The sequence below is a fragment of the Ruegeria sp. YTSC199 genome (assembly GCF_059609725.1).
Map to the genome: position 1 here is coordinate 143,366 of NZ_JBXWMF010000004.1, position 20,206 is coordinate 163,571.

General features: G+C 60.3%; 23 protein-coding genes. 13 read left to right on the forward strand and 10 right to left on the reverse strand.

The window, feature by feature from the left end; translation table 11 throughout:
* The first annotated feature begins 1 nt into the window (after position 1).
* From odhB to lpdA, 3 genes are all read left to right on the forward strand, one after another.
* A complete protein-coding gene (gene odhB / locus AC2FEE_RS05200) occupies positions 2 to 1,510 on the forward strand; it encodes a 2-oxoglutarate dehydrogenase complex dihydrolipoyllysine-residue succinyltransferase (RefSeq protein WP_496863528.1) in 1,509 nt (502 codons plus the stop codon).
* 2 nt (positions 1,511 to 1,512) lie between these two features.
* Positions 1,513 to 1,782, forward strand: a complete 270-nt coding sequence (locus AC2FEE_RS05205; protein ID WP_170333339.1) for a hypothetical protein — start codon at positions 1,513 to 1,515, stop codon at positions 1,780 to 1,782.
* A gap of 73 nt (positions 1,783 to 1,855) precedes the next feature.
* A complete protein-coding gene (lpdA, locus tag AC2FEE_RS05210) occupies positions 1,856 to 3,244 on the forward strand; it encodes a dihydrolipoyl dehydrogenase (protein WP_496863530.1) in 1,389 nt (462 codons plus the stop codon).
* 21 nt (positions 3,245 to 3,265) lie between these two features.
* Here the strand turns inward: lpdA and AC2FEE_RS05215 are convergent, their stop codons facing one another.
* Positions 3,266 to 3,844 (reverse strand): TetR/AcrR family transcriptional regulator, encoded by a 579-nt coding sequence (locus tag AC2FEE_RS05215; RefSeq protein ID WP_496863531.1) that lies wholly within the window; start codon positions 3,842 to 3,844, stop codon positions 3,266 to 3,268.
* A gap of 100 nt (positions 3,845 to 3,944) precedes the next feature.
* On the opposite strand from AC2FEE_RS05215, the gene AC2FEE_RS05220 reads away from it, so the two are divergent.
* Positions 3,945 to 4,538 (forward strand): NAD(P)H-dependent oxidoreductase, encoded by a 594-nt coding sequence (locus AC2FEE_RS05220; protein ID WP_496863532.1) that lies wholly within the window; start codon positions 3,945 to 3,947, stop codon positions 4,536 to 4,538.
* Positions 4,539 to 4,547: 9 nt separating this feature from the next.
* On the opposite strand, the gene AC2FEE_RS05225 is transcribed toward AC2FEE_RS05220, so the two are convergent.
* From AC2FEE_RS05225 to AC2FEE_RS05240, 4 genes are read right to left on the reverse strand one after another with little or no spacing between them, the layout of a single operon-like run.
* Entirely contained in the window at positions 4,548 to 5,153 is a 606-nt protein-coding gene (locus tag AC2FEE_RS05225) for a pyridoxamine 5'-phosphate oxidase family protein (protein WP_496863534.1), read from the reverse strand.
* Complete coding sequence (locus AC2FEE_RS05230) at positions 5,140 to 5,880, reverse strand: lysophospholipid acyltransferase family protein (RefSeq protein ID WP_496863535.1); 741 nt, start codon at positions 5,878 to 5,880, stop codon at positions 5,140 to 5,142. The genes AC2FEE_RS05225 and AC2FEE_RS05230 overlap by 14 nt, the downstream gene beginning before the upstream one ends.
* On the reverse strand, positions 5,880 to 6,779 hold the full coding sequence (locus AC2FEE_RS05235; protein ID WP_496863536.1) for a cell division protein FtsX: 900 nt from the start codon (positions 6,777 to 6,779) through the stop codon (positions 5,880 to 5,882). The genes AC2FEE_RS05230 and AC2FEE_RS05235 overlap by 1 nt, the downstream gene beginning before the upstream one ends.
* Positions 6,776 to 7,453, reverse strand: a complete 678-nt coding sequence (locus AC2FEE_RS05240; RefSeq protein ID WP_496863702.1) for a cell division ATP-binding protein FtsE — start codon at positions 7,451 to 7,453, stop codon at positions 6,776 to 6,778. Before AC2FEE_RS05240 ends, AC2FEE_RS05235 begins: the two co-directional genes overlap by 4 nt.
* A gap of 183 nt (positions 7,454 to 7,636) precedes the next feature.
* On the opposite strand from AC2FEE_RS05240, the gene AC2FEE_RS05245 reads away from it, so the two are divergent.
* Positions 7,637 to 8,428 (forward strand): zinc-ribbon domain-containing protein, encoded by a 792-nt coding sequence (locus AC2FEE_RS05245; protein ID WP_496863537.1) that lies wholly within the window; start codon positions 7,637 to 7,639, stop codon positions 8,426 to 8,428.
* An 18-nt stretch (positions 8,429 to 8,446) separates the two neighbouring features.
* Here the strand turns inward: AC2FEE_RS05245 and AC2FEE_RS05250 are convergent, their stop codons facing one another.
* The 5 genes from AC2FEE_RS05250 to argH form a co-directional block, all read right to left on the reverse strand.
* Positions 8,447 to 10,984, reverse strand: a complete 2,538-nt coding sequence (locus tag AC2FEE_RS05250; protein WP_496863538.1) for a TIGR02302 family protein — start codon at positions 10,982 to 10,984, stop codon at positions 8,447 to 8,449.
* Positions 10,985 to 11,020: 36 nt separating this feature from the next.
* Entirely contained in the window at positions 11,021 to 12,286 is a 1,266-nt protein-coding gene (lysA, locus tag AC2FEE_RS05255) for a diaminopimelate decarboxylase (protein WP_496863539.1), read from the reverse strand.
* 65 nt (positions 12,287 to 12,351) lie between these two features.
* Positions 12,352 to 12,501 (reverse strand): hypothetical protein, encoded by a 150-nt coding sequence (locus AC2FEE_RS05260; RefSeq protein ID WP_496863540.1) that lies wholly within the window; start codon positions 12,499 to 12,501, stop codon positions 12,352 to 12,354.
* Between the two features lie 91 nt (positions 12,502 to 12,592).
* Complete coding sequence (locus tag AC2FEE_RS05265; RefSeq protein WP_496863541.1) at positions 12,593 to 12,775, reverse strand: argininosuccinate lyase; 183 nt, start codon at positions 12,773 to 12,775, stop codon at positions 12,593 to 12,595.
* Entirely contained in the window at positions 12,775 to 14,163 is a 1,389-nt protein-coding gene (gene argH, locus AC2FEE_RS05270) for an argininosuccinate lyase (protein ID WP_496863542.1), read from the reverse strand. Before argH ends, AC2FEE_RS05265 begins: the two co-directional genes overlap by 1 nt.
* A 21-nt stretch (positions 14,164 to 14,184) precedes the next feature.
* On the opposite strand from argH, the gene AC2FEE_RS05275 reads away from it, so the two are divergent.
* The 8 genes from AC2FEE_RS05275 (at position 14,185) to phbB (ending at position 20,060) form a co-directional block, all read left to right on the forward strand.
* Positions 14,185 to 14,751: a TlpA disulfide reductase family protein gene (locus AC2FEE_RS05275; protein ID WP_496863543.1), complete on the forward strand. Its 567-nt coding sequence runs from the start codon at positions 14,185 to 14,187 to the stop codon at positions 14,749 to 14,751.
* A gap of 91 nt (positions 14,752 to 14,842) precedes the next feature.
* Entirely contained in the window at positions 14,843 to 15,172 is a 330-nt protein-coding gene (locus tag AC2FEE_RS05280) for a hypothetical protein (RefSeq protein ID WP_496863544.1), read from the forward strand.
* Between the two features lie 59 nt (positions 15,173 to 15,231).
* Complete coding sequence (locus AC2FEE_RS05285; protein WP_496863545.1) at positions 15,232 to 15,618, forward strand: hypothetical protein; 387 nt, start codon at positions 15,232 to 15,234, stop codon at positions 15,616 to 15,618.
* A complete protein-coding gene (locus AC2FEE_RS05290; RefSeq protein WP_496863546.1) occupies positions 15,615 to 16,586 on the forward strand; it encodes a sterol desaturase family protein in 972 nt (323 codons plus the stop codon). Before AC2FEE_RS05285 ends, AC2FEE_RS05290 begins: the two co-directional genes overlap by 4 nt.
* Positions 16,587 to 16,678: 92 nt before the next feature.
* Positions 16,679 to 16,867, forward strand: a complete 189-nt coding sequence (locus AC2FEE_RS05295; RefSeq protein WP_496863547.1) for a hypothetical protein — start codon at positions 16,679 to 16,681, stop codon at positions 16,865 to 16,867.
* Between the two features lie 91 nt (positions 16,868 to 16,958).
* Entirely contained in the window at positions 16,959 to 17,792 is an 834-nt protein-coding gene (locus AC2FEE_RS05300) for an EAL domain-containing protein (RefSeq protein ID WP_496863548.1), read from the forward strand.
* Between the two features lie 184 nt (positions 17,793 to 17,976).
* Complete coding sequence (locus AC2FEE_RS05305) at positions 17,977 to 19,152, forward strand: acetyl-CoA C-acetyltransferase (protein WP_496863549.1); 1,176 nt, start codon at positions 17,977 to 17,979, stop codon at positions 19,150 to 19,152.
* A 185-nt stretch (positions 19,153 to 19,337) separates the two neighbouring features.
* Positions 19,338 to 20,060 carry an acetoacetyl-CoA reductase gene (gene phbB, locus AC2FEE_RS05310; protein ID WP_496863551.1) on the forward strand — a complete coding sequence of 241 codons (723 nt, stop codon included), beginning with the start codon at positions 19,338 to 19,340 and terminating at the stop codon, positions 20,058 to 20,060.
* Positions 20,061 to 20,206 lie beyond the last annotated feature (146 nt).

A 20,206-nucleotide genomic window follows, 5' to 3' on the forward strand; every position in this document is an offset into this window, starting at 1 on the left:
GATGACCATTGAAGTTCGTGTTCCCACGCTTGGCGAATCCGTTACCGAAGCCACCGTTGCGACGTGGTTCAAGAAACCCGGTGATGCCGTGGCTGTGGATGAGATGCTCTGTGAGCTTGAAACCGACAAAGTGACCGTCGAAGTCCCTTCGCCCACAGCGGGTGTGATGGGCGAGATCGTAGCCGCCGAGGGTGAAACCGTCGGCGTCGATGCTTTGCTGGCGACCATCGCCGCAGGTGAAGGCGCCGCGGCAGCACCTGCACCGGCCGCGGCCCCCGCAGCCGAGGCCGCACCGGCCACTGGTGCAGGCAGCGTTGATGTGATGGTGCCCACCTTGGGCGAGTCGGTCACCGAGGCCACCGTATCCACCTGGTTCAAACAGGTTGGCGATGCCGTCGCGCAGGACGAAATGCTGTGTGAGTTGGAAACCGACAAGGTCTCGGTCGAGGTCCCTGCCCCGGCCGCTGGCGTTCTGGCGGAAATCGTGGCTCCCGAAGGAACCACCGTGGACGCGTCGGCCAAGCTGGCGGTGATCTCGGGCGCAGGTGCCGTTGCAGCTCCTGCCGCTGCTCCGGTCGCAGCCGCCCCGGCGGCGGCAACCTCGGGCAAGGACGTGGCCAATGCGCCCTCGGCCGAAAAAGCGATGGCCGAAGCCGGATTGTCCGCCGATCAGGTCACTGGCACGGGTCGCGATGGCCGCATCATGAAAGATGACGTGGTCCGGGCCGTGGCAACTGCAGCCGCACCGGCCCCTGCTGCGGCTCCGGCCCCTGCGCCCGCACCACGCGCGCCAGTAGCGGCCGAGGATGCATCGCGCGAGGAACGCGTACGCATGACTCGTCTGCGCCAGACCATCGCCAAGCGCCTGAAGGACGCGCAAAACACCGCTGCGATCCTGACCACCTTCAACGAGGTGGACATGACCGAGGTGATGGCTCTGCGCAACCAGTACAAAGACCAGTTCGAGAAGAAACACGGCGTGCGTTTGGGCTTTATGTCTTTCTTCACCAAGGCCTGCTGCCATGCGTTGAAGGAAGTGCCCGAGGTGAACGCCGAGATCGACGGCACCGACATCGTCTACAAGAATTTCGTGCATATGGGCGTCGCCGCAGGTACGCCGCAGGGTCTGGTGGTTCCGGTCATCCGCGACGCCGACAGCATGTCCTTCGCCGCGATCGAAAAAGCCATCGCCGAAAAGGGCAAGCGGGCCCGTGATGGCAAGCTGTCGATGGCCGAGATGCAGGGCGGCACCTTCACCATCTCAAATGGTGGCGTTTACGGCTCGTTGATGTCGTCGCCGATCCTGAACCCCCCGCAATCCGGTATTCTGGGCATGCACAAGATTCAGGACCGCCCGATGGTCATCAACGGTGAGATCAAAATCCGTCCGATGATGTATCTGGCGTTGTCCTATGACCACCGGATTGTTGACGGTAAGGGTGCGGTGACATTCCTTGTTCGTGTGAAAGAGGCGCTGGAAGATCCGCGCCGCCTGCTGATGGATCTGTAATTATGGCAACTCATGTATTGTGGCAGGCCGATGTGGCCGATTTCGATGCCTGGCTGAAAGTGTTCCGCGAGGACAAGCCTATGCGCAAGGCCGCGGGTATCCGCGACCTGCACGTCTGGCGTGACCCGGATCAGGCCGACCATGCCATCGCCATGTTCGAGGTCACGAACCTGGACAAGGCCCGGGCTTTTTTTGGCTCGGAAGAGTTGGCGATGCACCATGAACGGGGCGGCATTGCACATATAACGATCAAGCTGCTGGAACCGGTTTGAAGAAAACACCGCATGATCCGGCCACGCTGAATCATGCAGCCACCGGTCCATCCGGTCGACTTAGGAGAGTATAATGGCAAACTATGACGTCATCGTAATCGGCGCCGGCCCCGGCGGCTATGTCTGCGCCATCCGTTGCGCCCAGCTGGGCCTGAAAACCGCCGTTGTCGAAGGGCGTGAAGCCCTGGGCGGGACCTGCCTGAACGTGGGCTGTATCCCGTCCAAGGCGCTGCTGCACGCCTCTCATCAATTGCATGAGGCAGAGCATAACTTTGCCAAGATGGGCCTGAAGGGCAAAAGCCCTTCGGTCGACTGGAAACAGATGCAGGCCTACAAGGAAGAAACCATCGAGGGCAACACCAAGGGTATCGAGTTCCTGTTCAAGAAGAACAAGATCGACTGGCTCAAGGGTTGGGGTTCGATCCCCGCGGCTGGTCAGGTGAAGGTGGGCGATGAGGTCCACGCCGCCAAGAACATCATCATCGCGTCCGGGTCCGAGCCAGCTTCGCTGCCGGGCGTTGAAGTGGACGAAAAGGTCGTCGTGACGTCGACCGGTGCCTTGTCGTTAGGCAAGATCCCGAAAAAGATGGTCGTGATTGGCGCGGGTGTTATCGGTCTGGAACTGGGGTCCGTCTATCAGCGTCTGGGCGCCGAGGTCACCGTGATCGAGTTCCTCGACGTAATCACGCCGGGCATGGACCCCGAGGTGCAGAAGACCTTCCAGCGCATTCTCAAGAAGCAGGGTCTGAAGTTCATCATGGGCGCAGCGGTGCAAAAGACCGAAGCCACCAAGACCAAGGCAAAGGTCACGTACAAGTTGCGCAAGGATGACAGCGAGCATGTGATCGACGCCGACACCGTTCTGGTCGCCACCGGGCGCAAGCCGTTCTCGGACGGTCTTGGGCTTGAGGCTCTGGGCGTTGAGATGACCCCGCACGGCCAGATCAAGGTTGGTGCTGACTGGCAGACCAACGTTCCGGGCATCTATGCCATCGGCGACGTCACCGAAGGCCCGATGTTGGCGCACAAGGCCGAGGATGAAGGTATGGCTGCCGCCGAGCAGGTCGCGGGCAAGCATGGTCACGTCAATTATGGCGTCATCCCGGGCGTGATCTACACTTGGCCCGAAGTGGCGAACGTGGGCGAAACCGAAGAGACGCTCAAGGCCGCGGGCCGCGCCTACAAGGTCGGCAAGTTCATGTTCATGGGCAACGGCCGCGCCAAGGCAAACTTTGCCGCCGACGGTTTCGTCAAGATTTTGGCCGACAAGGAAACCGATCGCATTCTGGGTTGCCACATCATCGGCCCGGCAGCGGGTGACCTGATCCACGAAGTCTGCGTCGCGATGGAATTTGGGGCCTCGGCCGAGGATCTGGCCCTGACCTGCCACGCCCACCCGACCTATTCGGAAGCGGTGCGCGAGGCTGCTTTGGCCTGCGGGGACGGTCCAATCCACAGCTGAGGAAACCGACCTCGGCGGCGCTCACGTTGCCGGGGTCAGCCACGCGTCAAGATAGACTTCCAGCCTGTCGGTGAATGTCTGTGCGGAATGCAAAGCACAGAACTTCAGGGACATAGCCTGAATGGAGAAAGCCTGCACTCCTTCGGCCAAAAGATCCGTCGAAACATCCTTGCGGACGTCCGCGTCGTCGAGCCACATCATCACAACCCGGAAATATCTTTCAAAACAATAGGCAATCGGGCCAATTTCTGAAATGGCCGTTGCGCCTGAATATCTGATCAACAGGTCAAACACATACCGTTCGGATGTCATGAAGCTGTGAACCGGCTCGAGGGCGGTAACGATGTCCGCCCCTGTTTTGGGCGGTTTTTCTGCTTCGGCCTGGTCGAGACAAGCGTTCAGCTTTGCGGCCATCAGAATTTCCATCAGCGCATCTTTGTCGCGGAAATGCGCGAAGAACGTACCTTTGGCCACGCCGGCTGCCTGAACGACTTCTTCAACCCTCAAAGCTTCGTAGCCACACCTTTTAATAACCTCCTCTGAGGCCGCGATCAGGCGAGCCCGGGTTTTTAGAGTGCGTTTCTGAATCGTTTTTTGCATAGGTTCAAATTGCATGGTTTTTGACCGTGGTCAAATTTTTATTGACCGCGGTCATTTATTGATTCTATAAAATGACCATGGTCAATTTTGGAGATCCCCAATGCAGCGCAAAAAGATCCTTATTCTCAATGGACACCCTGCCGAAAGCAGCTTGTCCCGAACTTTCGCCCAAACCTATAGAGACGCCGCCCAAAACCATGGGCACGATGTCCGGGTGATTCACCTGAGCGATTTGCATTTCGATCATGACTTTGGTCAGGGCAATTACCACGACTTCAAACCGCTTGAACCCGTACTGGAACAGGTGCTTCAGGATATTGAGTGGAGCGAACACCTGGTCCTGACAGCACCTATGTGGTGGGGAGGGCTACCGGCGAAGCTAAAAGGTTTGATTGACCGGGTACTCATCCCGGGACGCACGTTCGACACGCGGAAAACAACTAAGATTGGTTTCCCCGCCCCGATGCTAACCGGGCGAACAGCCCGAGTAATCCTGACGTCGGACACGCCGGGCTGGTTCATGCGGCTAATATACCGCCAAGCACTTATTCGGCAGGTTCGCGATCAGATTCTGGGCTTTGTCGGCTTCAAACCAACGCGTTTTACCTATTTCGCAGGAGCCAGCTACCCAAAGCCCGGCAGTGTGGAGCGCTGGAACTCCAAAGTCGCCAAAATAGGCGCTGCAGCGATATAGTGGGCGTGTTCACCACATCGTTTTTGCGGCGCGCGCGCCCCATTCAGAATCATAGCGCGCGCCGCCTTCCTCTCCCTCGCTCACCTCGGCCAGTATTTCTCCCATACTGGGGATGTTGATGCTTTCATCGCCTGCGCTCCACGTTCGCGCACGCATCATCGCACGGGCGCATTGCGTGTAGATCTCGATGATTTCGATGACAGCAACAGTGGCGGGCAGCTTGCCGTTCTTTTCGAACCGAGCGCGCAGAGCGGCGTCAGCGGTAAGCCGCGCTTTTCCGTTTACACGGACGACGTTGTTGGATCCGGGCACCAGAAACATAAGTGCCACACGCGGATCGCGCACGATATTGCGCAAGGAATCCAGACGGTTGTTGCCGCGCCAGTCCGGCAAGGCCAGCGTCTTGGGGTCAAGCTCCAACACCACCGGGCCATCGTCCCCGCGCGGGCTGCCATCGGTGCCTTCAGGGCCGACCGTACTCAGAATGCACAGCCGCGACGCCATGATCCACTTTCGATACAGCGGCGTCAGGCGGTGCGCCACCTTGCGCAGCGAGGGCGCGGCGGGTTTACCATACAGCCCTTCGAGCGTTTCGATATCTTCAATGAACTCCATCCGGGTCAAACCCCACTTCTTTCATCAATGCATCAGAACGCGTTTCAATCATGTCTTCCAGCCGTTGCAGGAAATCCTTGCGGCCAACGCCAGGTTCGATCGGATCGAGAAAATCGACAATCGCCAGCCCGGGTTTGCGCAAAACGCCCGTGCGCGGCCAGAAAACGCCGGCGTTGGTTGCCACCGGAACACAGGGAAACCCAAGGCCTTCGTACAGAACCGCCGTGCCCACCTTGTAGGGAATGTGCACCCCTGGCGCGACGCGGGTTCCCTGCGGGTAGATGACCAACTGGCCGGGCTCGGAGAATTCCTTGGAGACGTCCTTGACCATCTTGGCCACGGCCACACCCTTTTTGCCTCGATCGACCGGGATACAGCCAAGGCGCCGGGCGTACATGCCAATGATCGGTGTCCAGAGCAGTTCCTTTTTCATGATGAACTTGCCGTGGGGTACCGCGTCAAAAATAATGATAATGTCGAGAAAGGACTGATGCTTAGCCCCAACCACGACCTCACCATTGGGCACGGTCCCGCGAACCTCGGTGCGGATGCCAACCATCCAGCGGGCCAGCCACATGGTTGTGCGGGCATAGGTCTTGCAGGCCCGCAGCGCGCCACTTTTGGCGAACAGGGCATAAGGGGCGAAGACAACACCCAGGATCAGCATCCAAGTGTAGATCACGATCATGAAGATCAGCGAACGGATCCATTGAAACGCTGTGGCCATCACGAAAGCTCCTTCAATTTGCGGCTGGCGGCAGTCCAGGTGGCCAGAAAGGCGACAGTGGCACCTAACAGCGGGATCAGTGCCGGCAGTATCCAGCCTGCGCCCTGAAAGCCAAGACCGGTCAGAAAACCGCCCTCGTCCGAGGCCTCGGGCAGCAGCAGCACGCCTGTCATGCCCAGCAGGACGCCTACAACCGCGCCAAAAAACGCGCGATAGGTAAAGCGCCGGACAAAAGCGCGGGCGATAAACCGGTCACGGGCACCGACCAGACGCAACACCTCGATGATCTGAGCGTTGGCCGCCAGCGACGCATTAGCCGCCAGAGTGATCATTGCCGCCGTGGCGCCACCGATCAGCAGGATCGAAACCCAGCCCAGCCGCCGCAGCGACATCGCCGCATCCACCAGCGGTTCGCGCCAGCGAGTGTGGTCGTCCAGTACGGCGCCCGGCACTTCGGCCCCCAATCGCAGACGCAGGCCGGTTGCATCCAGACCGGGCTCTCCTTCGATGATTTCGATCAGTTGCGGTATCGGCAAGGTGTCCAGCGGCAGGTCGGGACCGAACCATGGAGAAAGCAGCGCGGCCTGTTCCTCGGTCGTCAGCGCCCGGGCCGAAGCAACACCAGGTGTCTGGCTCAGCACGGTTAGGGCGGCCTCGGTCTGGGCCGCCAGCTGGTCGGCTGGAGCGTTGATGCGCAGGGTCGCGGCCCCGGCCAGTTCGGTCGCCCAACGATTGGCCAGCCGCCCCGAGGCCAGCGACAGCGCCAACGCAAACACCGCCAGAAACGCCATCGCGCCCGATACGAACAGAGTCAGATGCGCGGTATAGCCGGTGGGTGGCACGACCCGGTCGGCACGCGCGTCCCGTTTCAACAGGTTCCGGATCATCCCCTTGCTCATAGATCTGCCCCCGCAAGCTGGACCTGACGTTGCGAGATCCGCAGCACACGCGCCTGCACCTGGCTTTTGGCGGCGCGGATCAGGCTCAGGTCATGGGTGGCAATCAGCACGGTCTTGCCCATCTTGTTCAGCTCGACCAGCAGGCGCAGCAGGCGTTGCGACATCTCCCAGTCCACATTGCCGGTGGGTTCATCCGCCAGCACCACATCCGGCGACAGGATCACCGCACGGGCCAGGGCAGCGCGCTGACGTTCACCCCCGGATAGTTCCGGCGGGTGCGCATCCAGCCGGGCACCCAGACCGACCCAGGACAGCAATTCGCTCAGGTCCTCTCGCTTCGCGGTCTCGGCCTGCCCGGATACCATCAACGGCAGGGCCACATTCTCTGCCACCGTCATGTGATCCAGAAACCGGCAGTCCTGATGCACGACACCGATCCGGCGTCGCAACAGGGCCATCTGGTCCCGATCCAGCCGGGCGACATCCTGCTCCAACGCGCTCAACCGCCCGGATGTGGGCAGCAGCGCGCCATAGCACAGCTTGAGCAACGTGGTCTTTCCCGCGCCCGACGGGCCGGTCAGAAAGTGAAACGACCCCGGTTGCAGCTGCAGGGACACGTCGCTCAGCAGTTCGCCTCCACCATAGGTGTAGCTGACATTCTCCAGCTCGATCACAGGGGCCCCCATTCTAGTTGCCGCCCTTCTTGCCCGAGCGCGGTTGTGGTTTCAATGCCTGCACCGGGTCGAATTGGTGACACTTGTGCCGCGAAACCGAAAACACCCTTTGCGGTCGTGTCTTAACGGAATAACATCCCTGAAAAAACTATTATCAGGTCGAGGTTCCGACCAGGAGGCAGAATGCGTCTTACTTGTCCGAATTGCAGCGCCCAGTACGAGGTGCCAGACGAGGTCATTCCTGAAGAAGGCCGCGACGTACAATGCTCGAATTGCGAGAACACCTGGTTTCAGGCCAAGTACCCGGACCAGCCCGCCCCTGTGGCGGCCGAGTCTGTTATCGAAGACACGCCTGCCGAGGCAGAGCCAGCACCGGCAGAGGAAGAGCCAGCACCGGCAGAGGAAGCGGCTGCATCTGCAACCGAGGTAAAGGTAGCGCCCAAGCCTGAACCCGTGCCGGAACCAGAGGCTGCGCCAGAACCTGAGAAGCCCGCGGCGAACGGGAATATCGATCCAGCGGTAGCCAGTATCCTCAAGGAAGAAGCAGCCCGCGAGGCTGATCTGCGCGCTCAGGAAGGCGGTAGCCTAGAAACCCAGCCCGATCTGGCGCTGGATGCCCCGCCCGAACCCGAACCCGACACGGAAGGCGCCATCAAAGAGCTGACAGCCACCGAGACCGCGGAAGACGCGGGGCAGAAGGACGCGCTGCCGGATGTCGAGGCGATCAATTCCAGCTTGCGAAGCGATGACACCGCAGCGACAGAGGACACCGCGCCGCGCAAATCCGGTGGGTTCATGCGCGGTTTTGCAGCGATCCTGGTTGTCGGAATTGTGCTGATTCTGATCTATGGCAATGCGCAGAAAATCAGCCAGGCCGTTCCGCAGGCCGATCCTATCCTTGAACCCTATGTGACGATGGTGGATCAGGCGCGGCTGTGGCTCGAGATGCAGACCTCGGGTACAGCACAGAACTGATCCGGTTGCGGGGCAGCGTCAGAAGCGCTCCAGCAGCCGCTTAAGGTATTCCAACTCAATCTGAGGGCGGTCCGTTTCGCCGGTACGGCGGCGGATTTCGTCCAGCAGTTCGCGGGCGCGGCGGTAGACATCTTCGCCCTGCAGCATGTTGTCATCGGTCGAGATCGACCCATTCGCGCCCGGGTTACGACCCAACGGATCGCGGTTGTTGGCCTGCATATCGCCCTCCTGCGAGCCTTGGCCGGGTTGGTTCTGCTGGTTCTGGGCCAAAGCCTCACCAAGCGACCGCATCCCTTCGCGCAAGGCTTCCATCGCCTCGGACTGGCGGTCAATGGCCTCGGCCAGATCGTCGCTGCGCAGGGCCTCTTCGGCCTCGTCCATGGCGCGGCCCGCGCGACCCAACGCATCGCGTGCAGCTTCACCCTCGGGCGTTCCCGCGCCGGGCAGGCCTTGTTGTTGGCGACCCAGTTCATCCCGCAGGGCCTGCTGGCGATCGGCCAGCGATCCCTCACCCTGTTGGCTACCACCCTGTTGATCCGAGCCGCGACCGCCCTGGCCTTCATGGCTTTGCCCCCGGCCCTGACCACCGCTGCGGCCCTCGTTGCCTTCGCTTTCACCAGCCTGCGCACCGGGGTTGAACTGTTCCTGCAGATCGCGGAAGGCCTGATCGCTCAGCCCCTGCTGTTCACGCAGAGTCTCTGCCAACCCCTCCATGGCCTGCTGGCCTTCGGATTGCTGGCCCTGACCCTGACCTTGTGTGACGCGCATGTTCTCCATCATCTGCTGGAACTCTTCCAGCGCCTGCTGCGCCTCGGCCATGCGGCCCTGCTCCATCAGTTCCTGAATGCGGTCCATCATCCGCTGCAGGTCATCCTGCGTCATCTGCAGGGTCTCGCCGTTTTGGCCTTGCTGGTTTTCGTCGAACTCACCGTTTTCCTGCGCCAGACGCTGCAATTGGCGCATGTAGTCCTGTGTCGCCTCGCGCAGCTCTTGCATCAGTTCGGCGATCTCCTCGTCCGAGGCGCCATTCTTCATCGCCTCGGAAAGGCGTTCCTGCGCCCGGCGCATCCGCTCCAGCGCATCGGCAAGCGTGCCCTCTTCGATGATAACCGCAAGATCCCAAAGGGCCTGCGCGATCTCCTCCTGCTGCTTGGGCTTCAGATCGTATCTGGTAAACGCCTCCAGCCGCCGCAGGGTGACGCGCAAACGCAGGTAAGAGGTGTCCGAGCGAAAGAACCCCTCGGGCAGGTGCGAGACCGCCCGCAGCAATTGAGCGACTCGCGGCGCGTTGTCCCGCGACCACAGCAGATCGCGGCGCTGTTCAATCACTGCCGCCGCCAGCGGATCAAAGAAACGCCGCGCGGGCAGCTTGGTCATATAGGGTTCGGACTGGCTTTCCTGATCCGCCGCATCCCGTGCCGTCAGGGTGATTGTGACCGGCAAATGCGCCCAGGGGTGCTGCGAGAAATCCTCGATCAGGTCCTCGGTGAAATCGGCCCGATCGCCTGTAATCGGCATCGGCAGTTCCACCTCGATGGCTTCGCGTGCCTCGGGTGCTATGGTCAGGCCATAGCGGCGATCCACCGCGTCAAGATCCAGCTTGATCGTGGCGCTGCCGGACACCACGCCATAATCGTCACTGGCGGCAAAGGGCAGCTTCATCTGTCCACCTGCCTCGGCTTCAGCCGCATCCGCGACACCGATGCTGGGCGCGATATCCTGAACCACATCCAGCGCCCAATCGCGTCCGGACGGGCCCGCGATCTTCAACTGACCGGAGCGTTCGACAATAAACTCCTGCTCCGGCTCGGCCGCGTCCTGAGTACCCAGGGGCGTGATTGTTTCCGTCAGGCTATGCGCACCAACTTCTCCGTAGAATCGCAAGGTGATGCGGCTGCCCTGCGGAATCGACAGCGTCGGATCGGTCTGGTCGGCCAGATAGAGCGTCGGAAGGCCGGTATAGCGCGGCGGCTCGACCCACCCTTCCCAACTTGGCCCCTGCCCGGCAATCGCCGCGCCCGGCGCCATCTCGGCCACTGATCCGATGCGCCAGAACGACCCAAAAAGACCTGCGATAACCAGCGCCAGCAAGGCGGAATACCGCAATGCATATGGATCGCGGTCGGCCAGCCGCAGGTCTGGTTTGACCGGCTCGGCCTGCGCTGCCCGTTGCGCCATCCGCGTCTGGTGCGCGTGCCACAGCGCCACCGAATCCGCATCCATCGCCCCAATGGCCTGGTCATCCATCAGAGCCTGAATCGGACGTCCTGGAAGAGCGGCATCCAGCCGCATCAGCGCCTCGGCCCGTGATGGCACATGAAATCGCCTTACGCCCAGGATCAGTGTGGCAAGCAGCCCCAGAAGGGTTAGCGCCCCCACGATCCAGACCAGTTCGATCAGGACATGATCCTGCAGCCCCAGCATCAAAGCGGCCAAAATCGCCATGAGAACCGAGAAAAACGGCCAAAACGCGCGCAAAACCTGCTCGGCCAGCATCCCTGCGTGCGTCAGCCACAGGGACAATCTTGGGATCGGTAGGTTCGGTCTTGCGGTCAAGGCGGGCCTCCTGAGCGGGCCCGAGCGGTCATCGCGTCAAAGCCACTCTGGTATGGTATCGCGGTTTATGATTTCGTCAAAGCTCGGCCGTTCACGAATAACTGCAAATTGATCCCCATGCACCAGAATCTCGGGGATCAGGGGGCGGGTATTGTATTCGCTGGCCATCACCGCGCCATAGGCCCCGGCACTGCGGAAGGCGACCAGATCACCGGGTGCAAGCGGTGGCATGTGGCGCTGTTTGGCGAAGGTGTCACCGGTCTCGCAGACCGGGCCGACGATGTCATAGGGTTGCTGCTCAACGCCCGGTTCGGGCTCATTCACTGCAACGATATCGTGATGCGCCTCGTACATTGCGGGGCGGATCAGGTCGTTCATCGCCCCGTCGAGGATCAGGAAATCGCGATCTTCGCCGGATTTCACATAGATCACCTTGCTGACCATAAGACCCGCATTGCCTGCAATCAGACGGCCCGGTTCGATCTCGATCTCGCAATCCAGATGGCCCAGCGTTTTCTTGATCAGCGCGCCGTATTCCACCGGCAGCGGAGGCGCGTCATTGGCGCGGGTATAGGGGATGCCCAAGCCGCCCCCCAGATCAAGGCGGCGGATGTTGTGGCCCTCGGCGCGCAATTGCTCGGTCAGTTCGGCGACCTTGGTATAGGCCAGCTCGAACGGTTCCAGCTCGGTCAGTTGCGAGCCGATATGGACATCGATGCCAATTACCTCAAGCCCCGGCAGGCTGGCAGCATGGGCGTACACTTCGGACGCACGAGCGATGGGAATGCCGAACTTGTTTTCCGACTTTCCAGTGGCGATTTTGGCGTGTGTCTTGGCATCCACATCCGGGTTCACCCGCACGGTGATCGGTGCCACCACGCCCAGTTCCAACGCGACCGCGTTGATCACCTCCATCTCGGGCTCGGATTCAACGTTGAACTGACGGATGCCTCCGCATAGCGCGGTGCGGATCTCCTTGGCGGTTTTGCCGACACCCGAAAACACAATTTTATCACCCGGAACGCCCGCCGCCTTGGCGCGCAGGTATTCCCCGCCGGAAACCACATCCATACCCGCGCGCGCCTGCGCCAGCGTCTTCAGGATCGCCTGGTTGCTGGCGGCTTTCATCGCATAGCAGACAAGATGCTCGGTGCCCTCCAACGCATCATCGAACAGCTGGAAGTGCCGCAGCAGCGTCGCGGTCGAGTAGACATAGAACGGAGTTCCGACCGCGGCTGCGATTTCGGAGATCGGGACATCCTCGGCGTAAAGCGCGCCGTCGCGGTAGAGAAAGTGATCCATGTCTGCGCGCTTAGACCAAAACCGCCCGTCGAATCAATGGATTCGACTCGGGCGGGATCATTACATCAGTTGGTTGTCGACACACCAACCCGCGCGTAGCCCGAGACCGAAACGCCGGAGCGACCCGAATTCGCCTCGGGCTCGGAACGGGGGGTGTACGAGGGATCGCAGGCCGCAAGAACGGCGAGGGACAGGATCAGGCCGAAAAATTTCATGTTGTCATCTTAGTCCAGGAATTTCGGCACCAGGCCAAACTCATCGGCAAACATGGGTGTCATGCAAATAAAAAGCAACGGACGCAGAGGATTAAATGCCCAGATAAACGCCCAGCCCACCGCGCCGCAGGCCGACACCACCACCGACATAGGTGCCGCTGCTGCCAACGCCTACATTGGCGCTCATCGTGGGTTGAATTGGCTCACCATCGGCACCACAGGCGGCCAGTGCAAACCCGGCCGCAATCAGCAAGACAACACGTAGAATTAGCATCATACCAGCGCCTTCCACCGCTTGATCTGGGCACGCACCTGATCTGGTGCGGTACCGCCATAGGACTGGCGCGAGTTTACCGAATTTTGGACGGTAAGGACAGAATAGACGTCATCGGTGATTTCCGCGTGGACCGACTGCATGTCTCTCAGCTTCAGGTCGGGCAAGTCGCAACCCTTGCTCTCAGCCATGGCCACCAGCGATCCGGTGACGTGGTGCGCGTCGCGGAACGGCAGACCCGGCACCCGCACCAGCCAGTCGGCCAGATCGGTCGCTGTGGAAAAGCCCGACCCTGCTGCTGCGGCCAGGCTGTCACGATTGGCGGTCATGTCCCTGACCATGCCCTCCATCGCGGCCAGCGCCAGCATCCAGTTGTCGGCGGCATCAAAGACCTGCTCTTTGTCTTCCTGCATGTCCTTGGAATAGGCCAAAGGCAGGCCTTTCATCACCATCATCAACGCGGTGTTTGCCCCATAGATGCGACCCACCTTGGCACGGATCAATTCCGCCGCATCAGGGTTTTTCTTCTGCGGCATGATTGACGAGCCGGTCGAAAAGCGATCCGACAGCGTCACAAACCGGAACTGGGCCGAGGACCAGATCACCAGCTCTTCGGCGAAGCGCGACAGGTGTACGGCGCAGATCGAGGCAGTCGACAGGAACTCCAGCGCGAAATCACGATCGCTGACCGCGTCCAGCGAGTTCGCAGCAGGGCGGTCAAACCCCAGAGCCTCAGCTGTCATTTGACGGTCAATGGGGAAGGACGTCCCCGCCAATGCAGCTGCTCCCAACGGGGATTCGTTCATCCGAGCGCGGGCGTCACGAACACGGCTCAGGTCGCGGCCGAACATCTCGACATAGGCCATCATGTGATGGCCCCATGTCACCGGCTGCGCCGTTTGCAGATGGGTGAAACCGGGCATGACCCAATCCGCGCCCGCTTCAGCCTGCGCCAAAAGCGCGCGGATCAGAGCCAGAAGACCGGTTTCGGCCGCATCCAGCTGATCACGCACCCAGAGTTTGAAATCGGTCGCAACCTGGTCATTACGCGACCTGCCCGTGTGCAAACGGCCTGCGGGCTCGCCAATAACCTCTTTCAGCCGTGCCTCAACATTCATGTGGATGTCTTCCAGCGCCGTCGAGAACTGAAACGCCCCGTTCTGGATTTCTGACAAAACGGTGAGCAGCCCTTCCCGAATAGCTTCAGCGTCACTATCACTTATGACGCCTGTGGCCGCCAACATGGCGGCATGGGCGCGCGAGCCTGCGATGTCCTGGGCTGCCATCCGCTGATCGAACCCGATCGAGGCATTGATTGCCTCCATGATCGCGTCTGGACCGGCGGCAAAGCGGCCGCCCCACATCTGGTTCGAAGATTGATCGGTCATGTAAGAAAACCCGGAGTTGATATGCGCCTATTTCGTCTGATCCCCCTTTATATGGCCCTTGCGCTGGGTGCAAACGCGGCATTGGCCACGGATGCGGAAACTCTGGGCCCCCTGCGCGACGGTACGCTGAAACGGCTGATACTGCATAAGGAACCCAAACCCCACGAACTGGTTGAATTCCAACTTGAAGATGACGGCGGCACCGCGACGCTGGAAGACTACAAAGGCAAATACGTTCTGCTGAACTTCTGGGCCACGTGGTGCGCGCCCTGCCGCAAGGAAATGCCGCAAATCGCCGAGTTGCAGGCAGAGTTTGGCGGCGAAAGGTTCGAGGTGCTGACGCTGGCCACCGGACGCAATTCCCCCGCGGGGATCAAAAAATTCTTCGAAGAGAACGGCATCGAAAACCTGCCCCGCCATCAGGACACAGGCTCGGCCGTGGCACGGGAATTCGGCGTAATCGCCCTGCCAATCACAGTAATCCTTGACCCCGACGGCAATGAGATCGCCCGGCTGATCGGGGATGCCGAGTGGAATTCGGACAGCGCCAAAGCGATTATTTCAACGCTGGTGGGCGCTGAAAGCTGAGGAATACGCCATTCCCAGCAATCTGTGCTAGACTGGAACCGGCCCCGATGGGCCGGTTTTTCGTTTGTTACCTTTTGGAAGGGAGGCGACTATGAAACCTGTAGTACTGTTGATAGGTCGCTTACCAAATGTCATCGGCGACGTAGCGAGGCAGTTGGATCACATGCCGATCCAATGGTTAGGCGCGCATGATCAGGATGAGGTCCGACGGCAACTGGACGCAGAGCCCCGGATTGTCTGCGCCATCTTGGGCGCCGGTCTGGATGACAAGATACGCGGCGAGATGGTGGGCATCATCGCCGCCCGCAGACCGGATATCTGCATTCATCTCAAGGATCGCGCTTCTGGCCCCGACGGTCTGGTGCCCTTTGTTAAGCGTGTCGTGCAGCACGAAATCCTAGACACACTCGAGGCCGGCTGACGCCACGCAACCTTTGACAGCATCCTGACCGCTCTGCACTCTGCGGGCGGGAGGATGGAATGCCGCTTGAAATACTGCTGGTTCTGGTTGTCGGAGGCATCGTCGGTGTGACGGTGCTGCTGCATTTGGCCGGACGGTCGCGGGTACGCGAACTGACGCCCGAGACCGCACGCTCGGAATGGCTGCGCCATGCGCCCGACGATGTGATCATCGACATCACCATTGCACATGACAAACACGCGGCCCTGATCCGGACCGAAACCGGCAACGGGCTGCTATGGTCTTTCGGCGCCGATACCGTGGCGCGTCACCTGCTGGATTTCGATTGGCTGGATCACCCAGACGGGTTCGAGATCCAGTTCCATGAATTCGGCACACCCAAAGCCATCATCCACCTTGACGAATTCGAACGCCCCCACTGGGAGCATCTGATGGACCCCGCATGACCGACCAAATTACCTTCCCCGACGCCGTGCAATGGGCGGTGCCCTTCTTCATCGCTGCCATACTGGCCGAGTTCCTGTGGATCGCCATCAAGGGCAAAGGCGGCCGATACGAGACACGGGATGCGGTGACCTCACTTGTGATGGGGGCGGGAAATATCGCCTCGGGCTTCTTGCTGGGGTTCATCGCCTATGGGTTTTTCATGTGGTTGTGGCAGATCACGCCGCTGAACCTGGGAACCTCGATCCCGGTGATCATCCTGTGCTTTGTGCTGGACGACCTGCGGTATTACTGGGTGCATCGCTTTGGTCACCGCATCCGCTGGGTTTGGGCCAGCCACGTAAACCACCACAGCTCGCAACACTATAACCTGACCACCGCATTGCGGCAGACATGGACCTATACGTTCACCTTCATGATGGTGGTGCGTGCGCCGCTGATCCTGCTGGGCTTTCACCCGGCGATGGTGCTGTTCTGCGGCGGCCTGAACTTGATCTATCAGTTCTGGATTCACACCGAAGCCATCGGCAAGATGCCCCGCTGGTTCGAGGCGGTAATGAACACGCCCAGCCACCACCGTGCCCATCATGGCCGCAACGCGCGCTATCTGGATTGCAACTATGCGGGCGTTTTCATCATCTGGGATAAGATGTTCGGCACCTTCGTGCCCGAACAGGAGGACGACCGGGTCGACTACGGTCTGGTCCACAACATCGGCACCTTCAATCCCCTGCGCGTGGCCTTCCATGAATGGGTCAGCATCTGGCGCGACGCAACCCAACCGGGGCTGACCCTGCGCGAGCGTCTGGCCTATTGCTTTGCACCGCCGGGCTATAGCCACGATGGCAGCCGCGACAGTTCAGAGCAGATCAAAGCCAAGCACCTTGCCCGACACCCGGAAGATCGCGGCACGCCCGGATTCGAGCATTTCGAGGCCAAAACGCTCAATACGCACGCAAAACAGGCCTAAATTCGCCGACCCGGCACCCCCTTGCCTTGAAAGCGGGATTTCACATTCCATATTCAGCGAATGTGACCCGTATCGAGTAGCCGGAGGCCGAAATGTCCAGATTGACAACTTTTTCAACCGTTCTTGGTTTGGTCGGGCTGGTTCTGGCAATGCTGACGGCACTGGCGGGTGGCGCAGCCAGCGTTATTGCGCTGGGATTTGCCATGCTGGCACTCGGCTTCATGGGGGCCGTGGTCGGCGCGGCCGCAGCCTTGAGCCGCGTTTGGGAAGTGACGCGCTGAACCGCACCAAATTCGCGGCCTTTAACCACAGATTCATAGTTTTGGCCTGAAATCAGACCCCGAACGGCGACGTAACGGGAATGGCAAAGCTATGCAGGACAAAAAACAGGCAGATGTGCCCGAGGGTGCCGAAAGCCCTCTGAATGCGGCTGTCGCGTCCCGCGATACGTCCACGGTTCAGATGGCGACCGAGGCGGTTAAGCACAAACAGTGCAAACTGGCCTTTCAACCGGTAATGCAAGCTCACCCACCGTTTGGCGTGGCTTTTTATGAAGGCTTCATCCGGGTTCTGGACGAAACCGGGCGGGTCATTCCCGCGCGGGACTTCATGCCTCAGCTGGAAAACACCCCCATCGGGCGGGATCTGGATTGCGTTGCGCTGGAAATGGGGCTGCGGACGCTGGCCAGGAACCCTGATATCCGCTTGTCCATCAACATGTCGGCCCGCTCGATTGGATATGCGCGGTACTCGCGGGTACTGGAGCGGTTCCTGAAAAAAGACGCCAATATCGGTGAACGACTTATTCTGGAAATCTCGGAAAGCTCAGCGATGACGGTGCCGGAACTGGTGATTGATTTCATGGACCGGCAGCAACCGCGCGGCGTGGCCTTTGCGCTGGACGATTTCGGTGCCAGCAATTTCAGTTTCCGCCATTTCCGCGAGTTTCTGTTCGACGCCGCCAAGATTGACGGGCAGTTCATACGCGGCATCAGCGACAACCCCGACAATCAGGCGCTGGTCCGCGCTCTGGTCGCTGTGGCACGGGAATTCGAAATCCTGGTAACAGCCGAATCGGTTGAAACCAAGGCAGACGCGGAATTTCTTGTGGCCAATGGCGTGGACTGTTTGCAGGGATTTTTATTCGGCACCCCCACTGTCTCAGCTCCGTGGAAAGACCAAAAAGCCCAGCAAACCGGCAGTTAGACACGCAAGGGCTGCCCTCAGGGCACCCTGAGACAAGGTGACCGTTGCTGCATTTGCAGCATTGCGCTATGCCATGTTCAGTTGGAGCGGGGGATCAGGAGGCGCTCTGGTTCACAGGGGCTTTGCCTTTGCGATCCACGCCGTTACGGTTCCCACAGGACCTTGACGGTAAAGGATTGTCTATATGACCAACGTAGTAATCGCATCCGCAGCACGCACCGGTGTCGGCAGTTTTGGCGGCTCATTTGCAAACACACCCGCACATGATCTGGGTGCCGCCGTTCTCGAGGCTGTCGTCGAACGCGCCGGTGTCGAAAAGGGTGAGGTCAGCGAAACCATCATGGGCCAGGTGCTGACGGCCGCGCAGGGTCAGAACCCGGCGCGTCAGGCGCATATCAATGCCGGTCTGCCGCAGGAAAGCGCGGCCTGGGGCATCAACCAGGTTTGCGGCTCGGGCCTGCGTGCCGTAGCTCTGGGCGCTCAGCACATTCAGCTGGGCGATGCCGAGATCGTTGCTGCTGGCGGTCAGGAGAACATGACCCTCTCGCCCCATGCCGCCGCTCTGCGCGCCGGTCACAAGATGGGCGACATGAAATATATCGACACGATGATCCGCGACGGCCTGTGGGACGCCTTCAATGGCTATCACATGGGTCAGACCGCTGAAAACGTCGCCGAGAAATGGCAAATCAGCCGTGACATGCAGGACGAATTTGCCGTCGCCTCGCAGAACAAGGCCGAAGCCGCGCAGAAGGCTGGCAAGTTTGCGGATGAAATCATGCCCTTCACCATCAAGACCCGCAAGGGCGACATCGTGATGGACGCTGACGAATACATCCGCCATGGCGCCACCATGGAAGCGATGGCAAAGCTGCGTCCGGCCTTCGCAAAGGACGGTTCGGTCACGGCCGCAAACGCATCCGGCCTGAATGACGGCGCGGCGGCGACGCTGCTGATGTCCGCCGAAAATGCAGAAAAGCGCGGGATCGAGCCCCTGGCCCGTATCGCATCCTATGCAACCGCCGGTCTGGACCCGTCGATCATGGGCGTAGGCCCGATCTACGCTTCGCGCAAAGCGCTGGAAAAAGCGGGCTGGTCCGTTGACGATCTGGATCTGGTCGAGGCGAACGAAGCGTTTGCCGCACAGGCCTGCGCCGTGAACAAGGACATGGGCTGGGATCCGTCGATCGTGAACGTGAACGGCGGCGCAATTGCCATCGGTCACCCGATCGGCGCCTCGGGCTGCCGCGTCCTGAACACGCTGTTGTTCGAAATGAAACGCCGTGATGCGAAGAAGGGTCTGGCGACACTTTGCATCGGTGGCGGCATGGGTGTCGCCCTGTGCGTGGAGCGCGACTAAGTGCTTTGACATCTAAATAGAAAAGGCGTCCGTTGGGCGCCTTTTTTTCTTACAATCACCTTTTACCCGATAGCTGCGACAATATCGCCGGATAGAAAGACGAATTCGAACACGAAACGATATTGCGCAACTCTCTCTCTCAGAGTAACAGAATTACCAAGCAGACTAAATTGGAGGATTCCTCAATGGCACGTACAGCACTCGTAACCGGCGGCTCCCGCGGCATCGGCGCAGCAATTTCCAAGGCGCTCAAGGCCGAAGGGTATAACGTTGCAGCCACCTATGCCGGGAACGACGAAGCGGCGGCAAAATTCACCGAGGAAACCGGCATCGCCACCTACAAGTGGAACGTGGCCGATTATGACCAGTCCAAAGCGGGTATCGAAAAGGTTGAGGCCGAGGTCGGCCCAATTGACATCGTGGTCGCCAACGCGGGCATCACCCGTGATGCGCCGTTCCACAAGATGACCCCCGATCAATGGAAAGACGTGATCGACACCAACCTGACAGGCGTGTTCAACACCGTTCACCCCATCTGGCCCGGTATGCGCGAGCGCAAGTTCGGCCGTGTGATCGTTATCAGCTCGATCAACGGTCAGAAGGGTCAGTTCGCTCAGGTGAACTATGCCGCGACCAAAGCCGGCGATCTGGGCATCGTGAAGTCGCTGGCGCAAGAAGGCGCGCGTGCAGGCATCACCGCCAACGCAATCTGCCCCGGTTACATCGCGACCGAGATGGTCATGGCGGTTCCGGAAAAAGTACGCGAATCCATCATCGGCCAGATCCCGGCCGGGCGTCTGGGTGAGCCCGAGGAAATCGCCCGCTGCGTCGCGTTCCTGGCATCCGACGAATCTCAGTTCATCAACGGCTCGACCATTTCGGCCAACGGTGCGCAGTTCTTCGTCTAATCCGACCATCCAGCAAGAAATCGGGCCGGTCCTTATGGACCGGCCCTTTTGTATCCCGTAAGAACGCGCGCGCTGCGCTCAGCGGGAACCGAACAACCAGTTCAGCACTTCATTGATGACCTGGGCCCGTTCCTGATGGGCGCGCC